We start from the raw sequence: 18,958 nt of genomic DNA on the forward strand, positions 1-18,958 counted from the left end.
TGGTAGCTCCATATGGCAGTGCCAACGACTATGGCAAAACTCCAACACTGACTATGCCTATGTAAAACACTACGACGCCAAGTTGCAGCTGTTGTTTTTCGGAGACGGTGCGCTAAGTTGCCAGAAATTACAACTACCGCCGACTTAACCGCCAAGCAACCAACGAATTAACCGCCGAACAACCGGAAAGTACCACCCCAAACGGCCGCCGCTATCGCCAAACACGGAATCAACAGACATATTCCCAGAAAGACATAATCTTTTTTGTGAATAAGACTTATTCTTGCATGCGAACGGACAGTTTTTCCTCCGAACCCCCGTGCCTCCATTGCCTTAGCCAAAGCCACCGAACGCCGAATGGACAACACCAACAACGCAAACATTTGCGGGAAAAAAGCTTTTAATTTATTATCATCCCCCAGCCCCCGGGACCGTCGAGAAGCCTGCAAAGCCGCCCAATCTTCGTGCAACACATCGAACAACCGCATGCCGGCCAATCCTCCATAGACGAAACGATCGGGACAGTGCAACAATTGACTCAAAGCATCAGCCAAATCTGTAGCATCAATTCCCAGTACAACGATAATCGCCGGAATGCCCAAAGCCAAAATACGCAACCCGGTTGCTAAGGCCAATTCGCCGGACAAATCGGTTATATGGATAAAACCCCAGTCAAACCACACCGCTCCCCCACTTTTACCATATAGCCAAACCGCCAAGGCCGAGCTCGGCGCACCAACCCAAACCGGCCACGAAAGTTTAATAACACGCCAAGGTTTCAGCTTGACGGCCGCGGCGACAAGAAAATCAAGGCCGAGTGCAACTAGGGCGGACAACCAATCCAAAGTAAAAATAAGCGGAACTGCTATGAGCAATGCTCCAAACATACGAAAGGCCGGATTAAGCTGCGCGATGTAGGGAGATTCACTCGTACTTCGCGACTTTTCCTCTCTAGCATTTACTTCGCTCACTGCAAGGGTGGTTTTCGCGGCAAAGTCAGCCTCAGGATCGCACACGAAGTTTTGCCGCAGCTCAATTACTTCGGCTGCGAGGGCTTGGACAAGGTCGCTGTCATGCGTGACCACGATGATGCAGGTGCCGGATTTTTTGAGTTCCGCACAAAGCCTTACGATCTGCTGCCAAGTTTTGAAATCTTGCCCAAAAGTCGGTTCATCCAAAATAAGTACAGTCGGGCGGGTAGCCAGTGCTGCTGCCACGGTGAGTCGCCTTTTTTCGCCGCCGGATAAAGTGTAGGGGTTGGAGGTTGCATAGCGAGATAAATTGAACTCCCGTAACAGTTTTTGGCCGGCCGTCACAGCTTGGTCGGAGGGGGCTCCAGCGCGAGTAGGGCCGAGCGTCACTTCGTCCAAAACAGATTTGCAGGCAAATTGGTGTTCGGGGTTTTGAAAAACATAGGAAATTCGTGTGGTCAGTTCGCGCGATGGCCAAGCGAGCGGATCATCCGATTTTAACGGATAGGTCAGTTCGCGGCTTGCTTTTACTTTCCCGGCCACCGGGGCCAAAAGTCCGGCCAAAGTAAGTGCTAAAGTTGATTTGCCGGTTCCGTTTTCGCCGGTCAAAGCATAAACCGTAGCTTTTTTGAAAGTCAGATTTATGTGTTGGGCGATAGGGGTTGCGCTGCGTCCGATAGCCAAATCGATCGCTCGTAAAACGATTGGTCGGTCTCTGTCTGAGGCTGCTGTTTCAGGCGGCTCGGCTGCCGTTGCTGCCGGGTCAGCCGCCGTTGCTGCCGGGTCAGCCGCCGTTGCTACCGAGTCAGCCGCCGTTGCCGCCGTTTCAGAGAAATTGCCAGGCGAAGTTTTTGCCTCCAAGCCAATTTTAAACGCGGTTGCAACCTCCCCGCTCAACTTAGTTCGGTAAGTTCGCGGCAGCCAAATGCCAAGTTCCGCCCAGTTCAAATCTTTGCGGTTAAAAACCGCGGTCGGCGAACCATCCGCCACAATACAGGTATGGGAATTAGCCGCTCTTACGACATCATCGTCATGCACTATATTATATTCATCTATGTTTTTAGTGGGGGACGCGGCGGCCCACTCACTCTCACCGGCCCGCTCGTTGAGGCAATCAGTTCCGGACTCAAACCCACTCACGGCGAATTTATTTTCGACCGGTGCAGAAGCTAAACCCGCCTTGACCGTTTCAACCGCGCCACCATTGACCTCTTCAGAACCGGCTACTACTCCGGCAGTAGCCCCCAGACCCAAAACGACGACCCGATCAATAATATTAAGCCACGGCTCGATCCTATGCTCCACCAAAACCAAGGTCGCCCCGGTTTTTTGCAGAACATGCTTCGTCGCCGCGACAATTTGCCGTACCCCGTCAGGATCCAAATTGGCCGTAGGCTCGTCCAAAAGCAAAATCCGCGGTTGCATCGCCAAGGCTCCGGCCAAGGCCAAACGTTGCATTTGACCACCGCTTAAATGTGCCGTTCGTCTTGATAGTTGCAACCCATCTAGTCCAACTGCCTCTAAACCGGCACTCACTCGTGGCCAGATCAGCGAACGGGCAACGCCAAGATTTTCCGGGCCGAAAGCGACATTGTCCCCTAAGCGATCAAAAATCATCTGCGCTTCCGGATCCTGCAAAACCAAGCCGATCTTCCCGCGTGCCTCGCGTAAAGGTTGCCCATCGCAAAAAATTCCGCCTTCACTAGTGCCGCCATCCTCGTCCTCTACAGGCTCTGGAACACCGGTTGCCGCTCCGCTACCGCTACTGTTCCCGATCAGCCCGGCCGCCCCACTCAAAATAGTAGATTTGCCGATGCCGGAAGCCCCCAGAAGCAACACATGTTGCCCCGGTTCAATTTTCAAATTCAAATTACGCACAGCGAAACAGTTTCTGCACGCATGACGATAACCCCAGTTGACGAATTGCAACGCCGCCGGTTTTAAAGAATATTGCTCACCCATTTACGATCCTTAAAAAAAGTTAGGCGACATTCAACCGGAGCCGAACGCCGCCTTTAAAACCTATGTAGCTTGCACAATATCAGCTTTTTTGTGCCCTAATTGCTCGCCCGGAAGCGAATGAATCCAACGCGCCGGTGGCCGCAATTGCTAAATATATGTACCACATCAAAATACCAGCAATTATAGCTCCCGACACCACGGTGCTGACCAAATAAGCAACGCCGTATTTGCCGAAAATATCAATACCTTGCAAATGCTTGACAAAGCTGTAAGCCCAAGCAGCTACTCCACTTAAAGCACCCGAAAGAACGACCGTTCCCAAAGTCCAGCGACGATAGCCGAAAACCCAGAACCCGACCTCCGCGCCGAAGCCCTGCAAAAGAGCGATAATAACGGTTGATGCGCCGCCCCACTGATTTCCCATCAAAGCTTCCAAAACTCCGGCCACAACTTCAGCATAGATCGCTGCACCGGGTTTGCGAACGATGACCGCTGCTAAAGGGGCAGCAAACAGGAAAAGTCCGTTCAAAAGTCCGTTCATTCCCGGCAAAACACCGTTCAGCAAGTGGCTCGGAACTGACCAGCCAATAGCCGCCGCCCAATAAATGAACGCCGAAACCACGCCGATAACTGAAGCAACAGCAATATCAACAACACGCCATCTGAAATTTTTTTGTACGTCAGACATACTTTCACCTTTCTCGGAAGTTAAGTTCACGGGGTAGATTGCAATTTGCCGCTCAGTCGTTTTCATCTGCCATGACACGATTGCCAAGCAAGGTGGTGGCATTACGCGGTGGCATTACGCAAAAAATGCACTGAGCGATCCACTGAACGGTCCACTGAACGATGTGCTGAACGGTCCACTGAACGATGCACTGAACGAGATTCTAGTCAATGCGCTAATCAATGCCCGACCAAATTCAACTTCCATTCAAAATTTGTATTATACTGCCGATATTCTAGCACGCATATAAAAATTGTTCAATATAAATTGGTGGGATATTGAATATTTTGAATTAGCGGCTGCCCCCCAGAAATTGTGTCTGCCGCGTCGCGACTGCCTCAGCGCCTGCCGCGCCTGTGGGCTGTCACTCACCGGCGGCAACCTACAACCGATAACTCGCCGGCGGTAACCTAGCTCACAGGCCATAACTTAGCGATCGCGTCTGCCGCGCCGTGAGTGCCTCAGCGCCTGCCGCGTCCAGTTTTGACCACGTGTTTCCGACCATCAAACCGCTGCCGCCACCGGCGAATTTCAGCCGTCAAAACAGCCAGCGCAGTCACCGCGCCTAGCTCCGGGAAGTAGTTGAATGCCTCCCCTGTTTTGACAATGCCGACTGTTTGCTGCGCCATTGAATCGGTTGCGCCTTTGTGTGCCACCTGGGCGTTCGGTACGGAGCCGGAACTAGACGGAGCCGCAGTCAGTGCTGGGCAAGGTGATCCCGGTGGACAGGACGGACATGGCGGCACTATCGGTGGGAAATAGGCACGTTGCTTTTTCTGCAATTTGAAAGTGATTATCTTCTGCGTTTTGGCTTGCGATGTTTTTTGCAGCTCAATCGCAAATGACGGTTCGCTTTGGCCGTCAGCCACCCATTCGTAGCCGGCCGGTGCCTTGAGCAGCGGTTTTACCGTGTATTTCCCCGGCAGAAGGTAAGTGCCGGTCGTTGCCGCATAGCCCAGGTCGGGGGCAATTAAAGTGGTGGAATTTGCCCGCATCATTTCAATAAGTTCTTGACGGGTGGGCTCTTTGCCAGCTTGCATCGAGCTGAATTTTCCTTGAATCACGGCATTGTTTGCCCGCAATTCAAACGGCTTGCCGATTTCGTAGCTACCGTCATTTTTCTTATATTCGACGGCCAGTTGCGTTGGCAAAGCGCGGTAGGTGAGGTAGTAATGTTTGCGGGTGAGTCTTTTGAGCGGCTGGCCGTTCTTGTCCACGGCGTAGGCAAAGGAAAGATAGTGGTTGCCGGGAGTCTCTTTAGTAGCACTATCATTTTTGAACTCGTGGGTCGCATTATTCGGTTTGTCTAGGTCGTTATCCCAGTAAACATAGCCCGGCGTGCTTCGGCTCGTTAGTTCTGCCATTGTCGGACGTTTGTAAGATTTTTGATAACTGTCTCCGTCATAAGACAGTATGGGCTTTTTTACATCGCCGCCGGTACTACGCAAAAAATCAGTTTTCTCCGTGGTAAGCGTCGGGAGTCCTTGCAGTGGGGCAAGGGAAGGTATTTCATAAAATGGACGTGATGAAAGTATTGGTGCTTTGGTTTTTTCCACTTCACTCAGCAAAGGATGGGTATCGCTGTTACCGCGTTGGGGCAAGGTGGCATGCAAGGCAAGGCTTGTCGCCCGGCGATATTGCAGGTCGTCCACCGCATGGAATTGTGCATCGGTCATTACGCCAAATTCTGAATACCAAAAAGTATATGTATAACCTCCGCTTACAATTGACGTGCCGGCATTAAAAAGTACACGCTCAGGCTCTTTAGTAATCTGCCAAGTAAACTCTAAGTAAAAAATATTCGCTGGACTTTTTTCTTTAATGTCAATAAGTACACGTTCCATAGTCTCGCTCGCCAGCGTCACACCATTCGCTTTAACAGTTACCGGATGATCCACATACTTCACAGTCTCAGACGATCCGGCATAGATGCTGCCATCACGCAGGGGCAGGCCATCACGCGTCTGCGAAGGTCTAGTAAAAAGGCCGGTCGGATAGGCATAATCTTCAAATTTGAACACCGCATAAAGTTTGTAGGTTCCTTTTTGCGCCGGCATCTCATATTTTTTAACCAAACGCGCCTGCGGATGGGGATCATCCGCCGTCGGGACCGGTGTAAATAGCATTTTGAGCAAGCTGACATCACCATGTTTAAATGCTTTCTCAATTTCCGCATCGGATATAACGTCCGGGAAAGGATTTTTTACCGGCCCGGCAGTCTTGGCTCTTTTAAAGTTATAAGTAATATCGCTGTCGGTTTCACTGACACGCGTGAAATCGCCCAGAACTCCCCCATTTGCCGCTACAGCCGGTTGCGGGAAGACCGGATCATCTTCCAGCGCATTTACCGCCAAGGCAGGGACGGTCGCCCCCGCGGTCAGAGCTGTCAGCCCCACAGCAATCCCGGCAATTGTCGCCAAAACGCGGCAAACGCTCACTTGTTTAACTTGTTTAAAATAATAATTAAAAGAATTCATGTTTTTTCACTCACTCGTAATTCTCACTATATCAGTTTGCATTAATATGCAGAAAATATATATCGTTAATAATTATTTGTCAATTGCAATCAGCTGCAGTTACCGACTTGTAATATTTTGAAATATTCGGTGTAACATAGCCGCTCAGTATAGCCGATCATCCAGTCAGCCAGCGTCTCCTGCAACCGTAAAATAAATAAAATCGTGCCGTCATTTGCTCCCCTGCCTACACCTCCCTGCCTACACCTCCCGGCGATAAAATCGGCGGTACATCGCCGATAAAATTGCACTGGATTTTTTCCCTCCCGGCGGTATAATGGCAATAGAATTTACTGTGGGAGGAAAGGCTTATGTCGGATTTAACTTACAGCTACTTTACAGCGTTTCGGCCGGCAATATCTGCGCTCATCACGGTTACACTGCGGCGTGGCAGCCGATTTTCCGCGGCCTATTTTAAATACGGGTCGTGTCGCTGAACTTACATAATTAGACGCATAACGACTTTGATGCGGTATTCCTATTTTTCTTGAAGCGACCACCCGGTATTCCTTCATATTTCCTGTTTTTATTGTTTTCATTATTTTCATTATCGTGAACGAAGAAACCCGGCAACCGGTCAGACCGTTAGATGTGAAACCAGGCTACCGCCCGTCAACCATCCATAGCCGCATTCATCAATAGTAGCAACGCGCCATAGCCGCCATAGCTTGCACCAAAATCCAAGGAGATATCAAATATGACCAAATTACATAAAACCAAGCCAAACCCCAGCGCCGCGGCCAAAGCCGCAATTCTTGCCGAGCTAAAAAGCGTTGTCGGAGAGATGGCGACACTTGACACGCCCGAGCTCATGACCCGCCTAAACAGCAATACCAACGGACTTGATGATGACGCGGCGGAAGAGAGCAGAAAAGTGCATGGCGACAATGCTGTCACCCGCCGTGAAAAACCATCCCTCGGCAAACAGTTGGTCACCGCTTTTGTCAACCCGTTTACCGCAATTTTATTTTTTCTGGCACTGGTCTCCATCCTCACAGACATGATCTTCCCTTACTTTTCCCTCTTTGATAGCGATCCATCTGACTTCAACCCCCTGACGGTCATCATCATATTTACCATGGTCATAATTTCCGGAACGCTGCGCTTCGTCCAAGAGGGGAAAAGCGGCAACGCCGCGGCCAAACTTTTATCGATGATTACCACTACCTGCACCGTAATGCGCAACAATGCCAAAACGGAAATCCCCCTTGATGAAGCGGTGGTTGGCGACATAGTCTTTCTTTCGGCCGGGGATATGATACCTGCCGATGTGCGCATCATCGCCGCCAAAGACCTTTTTATCAGCCAAGCCACCCTGACCGGCGAAAGTTTGCCGGTTGAAAAAACCGCCGCGGCCTGTTGCGGCACCGGCAATCTAACCGATTACGCCAATATCGCTTTCATGGGCAGCAACGTCATTTCCGGCAGCGCCACCGCAGTCGTTATTGCGGTAGGTGACCACACCTATTTCGGATCCATGGCTCTAAGCATCAACCAACCCGCCGTAGAAACCAATTTTACCAAAGGCGTTAACGCTGTATCTTGGGTTCTCATACGTTTCATGATGGTAATGGTACCGCTAGTTTTCATCGTCAACGGCCTGACCAAAGGTAACTGGACAGCCGCTTTCCTTTTTGGTATATCGGTTGCGGTAGGGCTAACCCCGGAAATGCTGCCTATGATCGTAACGACCTGCTTAGCCAAAGGCGCAGTTTCCATGAGCAAAAAGAAAACCATTGTCAAAAACCTGAATTCGATCCAAAATTTCGGCGCGATCGATATCCTCTGTACGGATAAAACCGGCACGATAACGCAAGACAAAGTCGCTTTGGAATATCACTGGAATATGCAAGGCAAAGACGACTTGTACGTGCTGCGGCAGGCTTATCTCAACAGCTACTTTCAAACCGGCTACAAAAATTTAATGGATCTCGCGATTATCCAAAAAACGGAAGAAGCAGAAGAACAAAATCGGGCCTTGCTAGATCTTTCGGAAAACTATGTCAAAGTGGACGAAATTCCTTTCGATTTTACCCGCCGTCGTCTCACCACTGTGGTTAAAGGGAACTCCGGCCGCTCCCTAATGATAACTAAAGGTGCGGTTGAAGAAATGCTGAAGATCTGTCGCTATTATGAAATCGACGGACAAGTATCGACCTTGACGGATGAAGATCGTCGTCAAGTCCAAAACACCGCCGCCACCTTGAACGACAAAGGATTCCGTGTTCTTCTTTTGGCCAAAAAAGATAATCCGCCGACGAGCGGCAATCTGGAGGTAAAAGACGAGGCCGACATGATTTTGCTCGGCTATCTGGCCTTTTTGGATCCGCCCAAAGAATCTGCCGTTACCGCTATCCGCGCCCTGTTCACTCACGGAGTAAGAACGAAAATTTTAACCGGCGATAATGATAAGGTTACCCGCGCCATTTGCAAGCAAGTAAATATAAATTATAAAAACATGGTTTTGGGGCCGGATCTGGAAACAATGTCTGATGACGAATTGGCGCATGTCGTCGAAAAAGCAGATGTTTTTGCCAAACTTACCCCTGACCAAAAAGCCCGGGTTGTCGCTGCATTGCAGAAAAACAACCATATTGTCGGGTTCATGGGCGACGGGATAAACGACATTGAGGCAATGAAAACCGCCGATATCGGTATTTCGGTAGACGGAGCGGTCGATGTGGCTAAGGAAACCGCCGATATCGTCCTTTTGGAAAAAAATCTGATGATTTTGGAGGAGGGCATCATTGAGGGCCGCAAAACTTATGCCAACATGATTAAATACATCAAAATGACTGCCTCATCCAATTTCGGCAATATGTTCTCGGTTTTGGCGGCAAGTGCTTTGTTGCCTTTCCTGCCGATGATGAGTCTACACTTGATTTTATTGAATCTTATCTATGATCTTTCCTGCACCGCTATTCCGTGGGACAACGTGGATGAGGAGTTCATCCTTAAGCCGAAAAAATGGGACGCTTCCCGCATTGGTAATTTTATGATCTGGATCGGGCCTACCAGTTCAATTTTTGACTTTACAACTTACATTTTCTTGTACTTCATATTGTGTCCGATGTTCGTGTCACACGGGGTGTTGTTCAATGACTTGGCCATGCATTTCAGCGGCAGGGAGTTGGAGCATATGCAAGCAATGTATATCGGGTTGTTCCAAGCCGGCTGGTTTGTCGAGTCAATGTGGAGTCAAACATTGGTCATTCATATGATTCGTACGCCCAAATTGCCGTTCATCCAAAGCCGTGCTTCGGCGAGTCTTACTGCCTTGACCGGCTGCGGCATCCTCGCTCTAACTGTCATCCCGTTTACTTTCATCGGGAAAGCGTTGGGCTTTGTCCCCCTGCCGGGCGCGTATTTTGCTTATCTGATTCCTTGCATTATCTTGTACATGCTACTGGCTACCAGCCTGAAAAAGGCCTATGTCAGGCGGTACGGGGAGTTATTATAAAAGCTATAGCTATGAGCGATAAGTCAGCTGGAAAGATCGTGCGTGCGACGTGTGCATTGGTTGGGCAGTGCGCTGGGCGGTGGCCACGGCTGCCAGTGATACAGCGGTCGATGACGCAGTAGGCGGTGGCCAGCCTCACCATTTGGATTTAAACATCGCCTCCCGCCCCTCGGCCTCGCTCATCGCGCCTCACCCTTCGTCCTTCGCCCGGCTCTAACACCTTGCCCAAATCAGCCTTGCGTCTGGGCAGGCAATGGGTATCAGACGATGGAACCGTAGAGCGTTAGAACAGCAGTAGAGATGCCTTACTAAAACACATAGGAGAATATATATGAATTTTAAAAAAATATGGTTGGCTTTATTTGGAACGGATGAATGGCTCGGACTCGACATCGGCTTTTTTGTCGCGCTGGGTTTAGTCATTCTATTGGTCATATTGATGAATGTAGTATTTTGGACACGCAAACCGCTTCACCCGGCTGACGCAACGCCCAAGAAGTCGAGCTCCGCTACGCCAGACGATGAGGCAAATTCCCCAAATAACCATAAGCCAATGTAGCCAATACAGCCGGCCCGTATACAATGGCGTCCTCATTAAAAATCGCTTTACCGTTATGTAACGGATAAGCCTCACCACTTGTCGGCCGGCAGCCTACCATTAGCATCAAAGACGGTACGACCTTGGCGATGTTGGCAAAATCATCACTCGCCGTTACCGCTTCGCAATCTTCGAACATGGCAAATTCCGGATTTTCCGCCTTAACTTGCCGTAAGCACCGCACCGCTTCCGCATAAAAATCGACAACATTCACAAGTGCCGGCACATCCGAGAGGATCTTGACCTCAGCTTCAGCGCGATAAGCCTTGGCAATATATTCCGCGATTTCCGGTAGCCTGACCCGAATATGCCTTTTACTCTCTGCGTGGTAAGTTCTGGTTGTTCCCTCGACTACCGCCACCCCCGGAATTATGTTTGGAGCCGAACCAGCTTGAATATGTCCCGTGGTAAGCACCGCACCCTGAGTAAAAGGAAGTTCCCGAGCCACTACGGTTTGGAGAGCATTCACAATTTGGGCGGCAACCAAAGCTGCGTCAACACCTTTTTCCGGCATAGCACCATGACAGGATGATCCTTTAACCGTTATACGGAAATTGTTATTCGACGTGGCCATCGGGCCAGGCTTGGCATAAATGCCGACCTCACGTGTCGTATCCATGTGCAACATAATCGCCCGATCGACCCGGGGATTTTCCAATACCCCCGCCGCAATCATCTTTTCCGCTCCTTGCAAAATCTCCTCTGCCGGCTGAAACATGAGTTTTACCACCCCGTCTAAATCAGCTTCAATTTTCTTAAGCAGTTTTGCCGTCCCCAACAACATCGCCACATGAAAATCATGGCCGCACATGTGGCCACAACCATTATTAGACTTGAAACTTAAATCAGTCTCTTCAACTATCGGTAATGCATCCATGTCCGCGCGCAACAAAATTACCTTATCACCCTGCCCCAAAGTTGCTAATACTGAATTTTCAATCGGCGACTGGTAAGCTATGCCAAGTTTTCGTAGCTCTTCCTTGACGATTTCAGTGGTATTGCTCAGGTTAAAACCAATTTCGGGATTGCGATGAATCCGCCGGCGAATGTCCAGCATATAATCTTTAATTTCTTTAGAACTGGTCCAAAAATCCATATTTTTCCACCTTATCAATTTAATTTTGCAACACGATAAACCCAGGTATCGAATGTTTCCTGCTCGGCAACCGCAAAAAGCCCCTTCAACGCCATTCCGGCCGGGTCGACATCATCCGCCTCAAAAAAGATACTTTGATAACTATTGAAGAGCTTGTCCACCAGATTTTGCGCAAAAGAGGTAAACTTATCCATGTCACGCGAACAAACATAGGCGATCTCATTTTCTTCAACAAAAGCTGCCTGACTTACTTGCCCGTCTGTGCTGCTATAAAAAACCTCAAGCGGCAAATCTTCGATAAACTGTTCCAAACTTACCGTTAAAGGGCTTATCGGTGCGTGGGTGGCACGATAATACTCGTACAGCAGCTCTCCACACGCCGCATAAGCAGTTTCACCCGCTATCGCCCGCTTAATAGCAACACGTTCACTCTCGGCTCTCTCGATTCTCCCTGTTTCCCGGGTTCTCCCAGTCCTCCCGGTTCTCTCACGTTGGCACGCCGGCTTCAGGTCACTTTGCTTCACGCTCAATTCATAGCACATCCTAAGCTTATTGAATCCATGCGCCGCCAAAAATTCAGCTTTTTCTTTTTCCCCGGAAGATAGCATAACCTGCAACGGGCTGTTCTCCGCCGTCGCTATGTAGCGAAATAAGTCAAACGATTCTTCGCCTTCATGCTGTTCATGCTGCGCCTGGTAGGCCTTTTCCCAAGCGGTTATTTCAGCTTGGTCAAATTTCAAATAGCAGTTTTGCAGGTGATACGGGTTGCGGTAGGTCGTAATTTTGGCCACAGGCTGTCCCTGCCGCTCAAGCTGGTACCCGTCATCGCACTTAACTATGTTTGTCTCCACTCTATTCACCTAGATTCCATTTAATGCAGTAATGCATATATTTTATGCTATTTTGCTTGCTCAAGCAATTCATAATCCTACCCTATAATGAAAGAAAATGAGTGTCGACTCAGATACAACAAACACTGAGACAGACACTCATAAAACTTTTGCCGATAAAATCTACGATCTTTACTTATCGCCTAGTCAAATTAACTACTTAGCCTTTAAACTCTTTCTAAGATAAATAGCCGCGCCGCCCAATATCAGAACGGCCAAGCCGGCCGACACTAGCCACCACGTCAGCGTCGCATAGCTGTGACCTTCTCGGGTCTGAACCTTGACGGGTTTCAAATCCAACTTTTTATTGTTTTCGGCCGTATCTTTTTTTACATTAGGATTCGGCAGATTGGCTAAATCTGCTGGTTTAAGGTCGAAATCATCTAAATAAACTGAGCCTTTTCCAGCTCCAATATCAACAATTACATCATATTGAACAATTTTGATGCCGTCAAAAGCGGGTACGTCCAATTTGAATTGTTTCCAGTCACCAATACTACTAGCCGGTATATTGGTTTTAGTAACATGAATATTTCCTTGACTATCCGTCCGCTTTACGCCCAAACTTATCCCACTCCCATCATATATAGACACCTTATCCATTTTCATGAACACCGAAAGAATATAGTCGGCATTAAAATCAAATTTATCTGGCTCAACGCAGTATTGATATATCGCTTGCGCATTGGAAAATTCCAGATTAATTTTAACCGCGTGTTCACCGCTATGAGCATCCGAACAAACTTCGTAATTTCTTTTCCCTTCTTCCGGTTTGCCCGGCCAAACGTCCCAGTCCAAAATCGAACCGTCAGGATTTAAATTTTCCAAACTTGGGTTGCGTAGAATACCGGCACCATTCTTACCGTCTTTGATTGATTTTTTCGGCAAGTTGGCCGCCTTTAAAGAAAAATCGTCCAAATAAATCTTACCGGAACCTTCCCCTATATCCACGATAACATCATATTGAACTATTTTTTTATCGCTTATGCCAGGGGCCTCGACTTTAAAATTAACCCAGCCGTTCGTGTCTGCCTGCTTAATTTTAGTATAAATATTGCTTTCTTTGCCGTCTTCAGTTTTCCTTTTAACACCAAGTGTCAGTTCGCTTACCTTTACATTTTCCAGCTTCGCCCATACAGAAGCTACATAGCTGGCATTGAAGTCAAATTTTGCATGATCTGTACAATATTGATACACCGCATGTTTATTTCCGGAGACCGGTTCAATCAGCAAAGATCTGGTTCCACTATGATGTTGATCGGTTACCACCTTGGACATACGTACACCTTCTTTAGGATTTCCCGGCCAAACATCCCAATCACGTATTGTACCGTCAGCATTAAGAATCTCTAAACCAGCATTGCGCAACAAGTCGCCATTCTGTGCTGATGAGACAGTTTTTTTCAGCTGTTTTACGGCAAAAGGCTGCTTTCCGATATCAGCCGGACGCAAGTCAAAATCATCCAAGTAAATTTTTCCTCTGCCACGGCCGATGTCCACAATAACATCATACTGAACTATATCCGTGTCACTGATGCCAGGGACGGGAATTTCGACCTTAAACCAATCGGCGTTTGCCGGACGTTTTATATCTAAATAATAATTATTTTCTTCGCCGGCAGCATTCTTCCGTTTGACACCCAACGTCAATTCATCGACTTGTAGGTCTACCGTTTTGAGCCAAACTGAAGCGATATAGCTAGCATTGAAATCGAAAAATGAGGGATTTATACAATACTGGTATACAGCATGTTTATTTTCGGCGACCGGCTCAATCAGTAAGGATCGTCGCCCGCTGTGTACCGGGTTCATTACCGATTTAAACCGTCGTGTTCCTTCTTCCGGTTTGCCCGGCCATACATCCCAGTCGCGTACTGAACCATCAGGATTAATGATCTCTAAACCGGCGTTACGCAAGATTGAATCGCTCAGGCGACTCTCTGTCCCTGCCGAATGGGCCTCTGAAGCATACTCATCATTACTAAAATGAATTTTATCAATCAAATCAGAAGCCTTTACTTTAGGTAAAGAAACTTTGCTTAATTTGAAATCATCTAAATATACTTTGCCCTTGCCCGCTGGCACATCAACAATCACATCATATTGTCCAATATTAGCTCCTTCGATACCTGGGGCCGCCAATTTAATTTCTTTCCAACCAATGTCGCCGCTTTCTGCTACTTGAGTAGATAAGTTGTACTCATGCCCCAAAGCGTCTTTGCGTTTGATCCCTAGCGTGATTCTGCCTGAAGTCAGATTTTCGGCTTTCAACCAAACAGAAACCATGTAGCTTGCAGTAAAATCAAACGCCGAAGCGTCAACACAATATTGGTATATGGCCTGCTTATTATCCGGTACCTGCTCAATCATAATGGCACGTTTCCCTCCATGGATCGGAGCGGTAACCGATTTATAACGTCTTTCACCTTCGCTAGGATTCCCTGGCCACACATCCCAATCGCGCACCGAGCCGTCATCATTCAAAGTTTCCAGCCCCGGGTTACGCAAAACGTTGTCTTTATCATGGCTCGACTCAGGTAGCTTCACGGATCGCTTAGGTGTATCAGATTTGGTTAAATCGAAATCGTCTAAATATATTTTTCCTGAACCTTTGCCTATATCTACTATTACATCATACTGTTTAATTTGTTTGTCGGTTATCCCAGGTACATCAAGTTCCACCTTAGCCCAGCCTTTACCGGCAGTTTGATCGATATTTTTGTAAACATTGTACTCTTTGCCATCATCTGCCCGCCGCTTTATGCCTAAACTCAGATTATCAGTCTTAACGTTTTCTAAATTCACCCAAACTGAGGCCGTGTAGCTTTCATTAAAATCGAATTTAGTTTTATCTATGCAATATTGATACACTGCATGATTGTTGCCTGCCACAGGCTCGATAAGTAGAGATCTTTTTCCGCTGTGTGCCTTCCCGGTAACTGATCTTGCTTGCTTAACGCCTTCTTGCGGGTTGCCCGGCCACACATCCCAATCCGTTATTGAGCCATCAGCGTTCAAATTTTCCAAGCTGGAGTTACGTAAAATCGCGCTTGACTGTGCCGGAGTAAAACTTTCTCGCGTAGCTAAAGTGACCGTATCCACATAAAACAAACTTGCCGTACCTTCTGTGGTGCAATGGAACAGAATCTCGTCACGCGGAATATTTGCCGGAATTTTAACTGTTATTTCTTGCCAAGATGTTTGCGTTGCCGCAACAGTATCTGATTCGATGTTTTGGTCGGGCACGCCTGCTTTCTTAATTTCCGCCCGTAATTTGCAGGAACCGGAATTTCCGCCACTTTTGACCCAAGCAGACAAATATAAATCTTTGTCAGTCTGTATTATTTCTCGGTTTAACCACCATCCACTGGCTTGGAAAATATCGCGGGGGCCTCTGAGTAAGGCAGAATTACTCCCGTCGTGTTTTTCCACCGTAGTGACCTCAAACTCACCGCCCCAAGCTTCCTTTCCTTTCTCAAAACGGGGATTACGGATAAGGCTGAACCCAGTCAGGTCAGAGCAGTAAAAATACGCGTCATCAAAATAAATAGCGCCTTTGTTGCCAGGAGAAACCGTAAATTTAACTGCATGGCGCAAAACCTTGCTTGAAGCATCTCCATCAACTGAAACTTTTTGCCAACCTCTTTGCGGCCTAGGATGAGCAGTAATTGTGCCGAGCGGAGAATCTGGGCGTTCGAGGTGAATCGTAACCTTATCGGCATCCTCTTCCATGCTTAGATACACCCACATTCCAGCGGTGAAAGAGGCCTGTCGATTGTAAGTCAAGTTTTCCGGCGTGATCGTATAAGCAAAAGCCTCCTTGTCTGCTCCAGCTGCCACCATAAAGCTTTTTTCTCCGCTGTGTGTAAATCCAACTTCGGTGTTAATAGTTACCAGAGTTTCATTTCTGCCCCACCCACTGGCATCTTTTTCCATTCCCGGATTTTCCAAAAGATTAAATCCTTTGGCCTCAACTATCGCTTCGGCAGGTAACGAACCGCCATGTATCGAGCTCCCACGTGGCAAATCACCGGCCACCTCATCAGCTGTCGCCGACCCGGAAAAAGCAATGCAATTCGTCTGTTGCAATGGCAATGCTGTCAAAAGCATAATCGCACTTAAACCCCAAGCCGACAAGACGCTAAGATGCTTAATTAATTTATTCACCTCACTGCCCTCCTGACAAGCTTATTTTTTCTTTAAGGCCGCAATAGCTTGGTCAATGGATCCACTTACCGTATCCGCCAAAGTAATCCACGGCGTGTCCATAGCCTTGAATTCAACATAGCCATCCGGCAAAGTTATATTTCTCGTCCACAATATTTTGCTCGGCATATTCTGAATATCTACCACCGCTGCGGCCGCTTCTTTTGTAAAGCCGTGTGACTGCCATTGCTTAATCGCAGCTTCCCGGGCATCCGCCGCATCCGGGTCAACATTCAACATCTTGTCATATTGCTCAGCCAGAACCAGAAGCGCAGCTCCTTTTGGATTTTTAGCTCCCTTCATTAACCAAAAATGATCCGTCAGCGAGCCTTGATATTGCTTATCCGCCTTTGGATATTTGGGCAGTGGTACTATTCCTATACCGTCAGTTTTCCAAAGGTCAGCATAGTCAACATAGCCCCGATAATCATTGGTGTAAACGAACGCAGCCTTGCCGGCTTGGAATTCCGATGTCGCATTTCCCAAACTTACCAACTTGTCGCCATTCGGCCCGATACCATAAACGAAATTGGCCGCATCCTGAATCTTTTCGCTTTTAATATTATTGGTATATTTACCATCGGCATATTCTATATAAAGATCTCCCGTGCTGGCAAAAATGGCCGTAAGAAAGTCCCCCGTATTTACCAAGCCGTAAATATCGGTCACTCCGTCACCATTACTGTCCGTTGTGGTCTCCGCCAAATATTCGCGGAATTTATCCCAAGTCCATTCTCCTTTTGCCTGAAGCTCCATAGGATCGGTCAGACCAGCCTCGGAAATCAACCTCTTGTTATAAAACAAAACACCGAGATTATGTGCCTTATGCGTAATATTGTAAATTTTTCCGTTATAGGTCATCTTTCTGATATCAGCCATAGCTCCCGTCTTTTCCCATACCGGGTCAGAAAAATTCACATATTCATCCCAGGGCTGAACCAAATCCTTGGTGATTAATTGCGGGAAACTTTGGGCATCGCCGATAACAATGTCCGGAATATCACCGGCAGCAATCAGTTTATACAGATTTTCGTAATAATCCCCGGATGATACTATTACCTTAACTTTGCCTTTATAATAATCTTGAAAACGGTAACCTTCCCAATCAGTCTTAAATTTCGGCACATATTCGCCCCAGCAATAGACCGTCACCGTGTCATCTTCCAACTTCCCCTCCGGCATACCCGTAACATCAATACGTGTGCCATCAACATACTTCCGTTCACTAGTGGTTTGTGTTGATTTTTGAGAATTACCAGCAGCATTACCGTTGTTGCCGCTGTTGCCGCTGCAGGCTGCATTGAGACAGAGTAGCGAAGCCAATCCGAAAGCTAAAAATTGTTTTTTATTCATGTCATACGCTCCTTTCAAGCCGAATCTCGCATTTTCATCTACTGTTTATATGATTTGTGATATTGCATGGTTGTTACCCTATATATTAATTGTAGTTTTGTGTGGACTAACTAAACAGTCCTTTTTTTTTACCAGTTATTCTTAAATTTTGATTTTTGATCCGGATTCAGATTTGCTTATTTGAGTCGAATAAGCGATTACGTTCAACCAACCAAGCCTGATCTATCCACACTGTTTTTAAATTTTTTGTGCAACAAAAGATACAAGATCAGGGGCGGCAATACAGATAAAAGTACGCCTGCCTGCAGAATCAAAATCCCCTCCTGCGGATTTGCCCCAACATCATATTGCATAATATGAGATATATGATTTTTTAAGGCATATAATTGATTCATCACTGTTTTATAGTTATTCAACAATGATGTAGTATAAACAAAGTCGTTCCAATACCATACAAACGAAACCAAAACCGTAATTAAAACCGCCCCGCCGGCATTCGGCAAAATGATTCGTGCAAAAGTTCTAAACGGCCCACAACCGTCAAGATATGCGGCTTCTTCGAGTTCTTTCGGCAAACCGCGAAAAAACTGACGAAAAATAAATATTATCACCCCAGAACGGATACCGTTACCAAGCATAGCTGGCAAATAAAAGGCCAGGGGCGTATTAACCAAATTGATATTTATATGGCTGCCGGTCAGATAATTGTACAAACTCACCAGCCCGAGCGGATTAAAAAAGCGGAAATTAACGAAGGTCGGAATCAGAACCGTTTGCGGCGGCACAATCATCGTAATTATCACCAGCAAAAAAATCAATTTAGCGGCTCGAAAACGGAAGCGGGATAATCCATATCCGGCCATCGCGCAGGATGACACTTGCAAAAGTGTTGATATGACAACCAGTAGCAGAGAATTAACCAAGGCCTCACGATAGTCAAGATAGCGAATGGCATTGCGCAAATTAGTCAGGACAATGGTTTTAGGGATCAAAACAACCAATGGATCATATAACTCGGCCGCCGGTCTGAAAGCAATACTTATACTATAAAAAAGTGGATATAAAATGATCACACTTAACCCGGTCAGCAGTAAGCTCCGGAAAATCGTCTCTGCCAGTTTAAACGATTTATTGAACGCAAAATATGTTTGCCACGGCACTTTATTTATTGCCATAAAT

General features: G+C 47.3%; 10 protein-coding genes. 2 read left to right on the forward strand and 8 right to left on the reverse strand.

Going from position 1 to position 18,958, the window contains the following annotated elements; genetic code table 11:
- Positions 1 to 167: 167 nt before the first annotated feature.
- From HMPREF0868_RS08565 to HMPREF0868_RS06585, 3 genes are all read right to left on the reverse strand, one after another.
- Positions 168 to 2,933 carry an ATP-binding cassette domain-containing protein gene (locus HMPREF0868_RS08565; RefSeq protein WP_012993948.1) on the reverse strand — a complete coding sequence of 922 codons (2,766 nt, stop codon included), beginning with the start codon at positions 2,931 to 2,933 and terminating at the stop codon, positions 168 to 170.
- Between the two features lie 79 nt (positions 2,934 to 3,012).
- Positions 3,013 to 3,621, reverse strand: a complete 609-nt coding sequence (locus tag HMPREF0868_RS06580; RefSeq protein WP_034574907.1) for an ECF transporter S component — start codon at positions 3,619 to 3,621, stop codon at positions 3,013 to 3,015.
- 500 nt (positions 3,622 to 4,121) lie between these two features.
- Complete coding sequence (locus HMPREF0868_RS06585) at positions 4,122 to 6,137, reverse strand: hypothetical protein (RefSeq protein ID WP_012993950.1); 2,016 nt, start codon at positions 6,135 to 6,137, stop codon at positions 4,122 to 4,124.
- 316 nt (positions 6,138 to 6,453) lie between these two features.
- Between HMPREF0868_RS06585 and HMPREF0868_RS08490 the strand changes: the two genes are divergently transcribed.
- Both HMPREF0868_RS08490 and mgtA read left to right on the forward strand, forming a co-directional pair.
- Positions 6,454 to 6,594, forward strand: coding sequence for a hypothetical protein (locus HMPREF0868_RS08490; RefSeq protein WP_012993952.1), 141 nt, complete (start codon positions 6,454 to 6,456; stop codon positions 6,592 to 6,594).
- 279 nt (positions 6,595 to 6,873) lie between these two features.
- Positions 6,874 to 9,636, forward strand: coding sequence for a magnesium-translocating P-type ATPase (mgtA, locus tag HMPREF0868_RS06595; RefSeq protein WP_012993954.1), 2,763 nt, complete (start codon positions 6,874 to 6,876; stop codon positions 9,634 to 9,636).
- A 509-nt stretch (positions 9,637 to 10,145) separates the two neighbouring features.
- Here the strand turns inward: mgtA and HMPREF0868_RS06605 are convergent.
- From HMPREF0868_RS06605 to HMPREF0868_RS06625, 5 genes are all read right to left on the reverse strand, one after another.
- Positions 10,146 to 11,330 (reverse strand): M20 metallopeptidase family protein, encoded by a 1,185-nt coding sequence (locus tag HMPREF0868_RS06605; RefSeq protein ID WP_012993956.1) that lies wholly within the window; start codon positions 11,328 to 11,330, stop codon positions 10,146 to 10,148.
- Positions 11,331 to 11,344: 14 nt separating this feature from the next.
- The gene (locus tag HMPREF0868_RS06610; RefSeq protein ID WP_012993957.1) at positions 11,345 to 12,181 is read right to left on the reverse strand and encodes a hypothetical protein; all 837 of its coding nucleotides are present in this window, start codon (positions 12,179 to 12,181) and stop codon (positions 11,345 to 11,347) included.
- 195 nt (positions 12,182 to 12,376) lie between these two features.
- A complete protein-coding gene (locus HMPREF0868_RS06615; protein ID WP_012993958.1) occupies positions 12,377 to 16,387 on the reverse strand; it encodes a carbohydrate binding domain-containing protein in 4,011 nt (1,336 codons plus the stop codon).
- A gap of 21 nt (positions 16,388 to 16,408) precedes the next feature.
- On the reverse strand, positions 16,409 to 17,779 hold the full coding sequence (locus HMPREF0868_RS06620; RefSeq protein ID WP_012993959.1) for an ABC transporter substrate-binding protein: 1,371 nt from the start codon (positions 17,777 to 17,779) through the stop codon (positions 16,409 to 16,411).
- A gap of 203 nt (positions 17,780 to 17,982) precedes the next feature.
- Positions 17,983 to 18,954 (reverse strand): carbohydrate ABC transporter permease, encoded by a 972-nt coding sequence (locus tag HMPREF0868_RS06625; RefSeq protein ID WP_012993960.1) that lies wholly within the window; start codon positions 18,952 to 18,954, stop codon positions 17,983 to 17,985.
- Between the last annotated feature and the right edge of the window lie 4 nt (positions 18,955 to 18,958).

Source organism: Mageeibacillus indolicus UPII9-5 (assembly GCF_000025225.2).
GTDB lineage: Bacteria > Bacillota > Clostridia > Saccharofermentanales > Fastidiosipilaceae > Mageeibacillus > Mageeibacillus indolicus.

Bases quoted from the DNA above. Each gene is read 5' to 3' on its own strand.
- HMPREF0868_RS08565 (WP_012993948.1), bottom strand. From the start codon at position 2,933: ATGGGTGAGCAATATTCTTTAAAACCGGCGGCGTTGCAATTCGTCAAC.
- HMPREF0868_RS06580 (WP_034574907.1), bottom strand. From the start codon at position 3,621: ATGTCTGACGTACAAAAAAATTTCAGATGGCGTGTTGTTGATATTGCT.
- HMPREF0868_RS06585 (WP_012993950.1), bottom strand. From the start codon at position 6,137: ATGAATTCTTTTAATTATTATTTTAAACAAGTTAAACAAGTGAGCGTT.
- HMPREF0868_RS08490 (WP_012993952.1), top strand. From the start codon at position 6,454: ATGGCAATAGAATTTACTGTGGGAGGAAAGGCTTATGTCGGATTTAAC.
- mgtA (WP_012993954.1), top strand. From the start codon at position 6,874: ATGACCAAATTACATAAAACCAAGCCAAACCCCAGCGCCGCGGCCAAA.
- HMPREF0868_RS06605 (WP_012993956.1), bottom strand. From the start codon at position 11,330: ATGGATTTTTGGACCAGTTCTAAAGAAATTAAAGATTATATGCTGGAC.
- HMPREF0868_RS06620 (WP_012993959.1), bottom strand. From the start codon at position 17,779: ATGAATAAAAAACAATTTTTAGCTTTCGGATTGGCTTCGCTACTCTGT.
- HMPREF0868_RS06625 (WP_012993960.1), bottom strand. From the start codon at position 18,954: ATGGCAATAAATAAAGTGCCGTGGCAAACATATTTTGCGTTCAATAAA.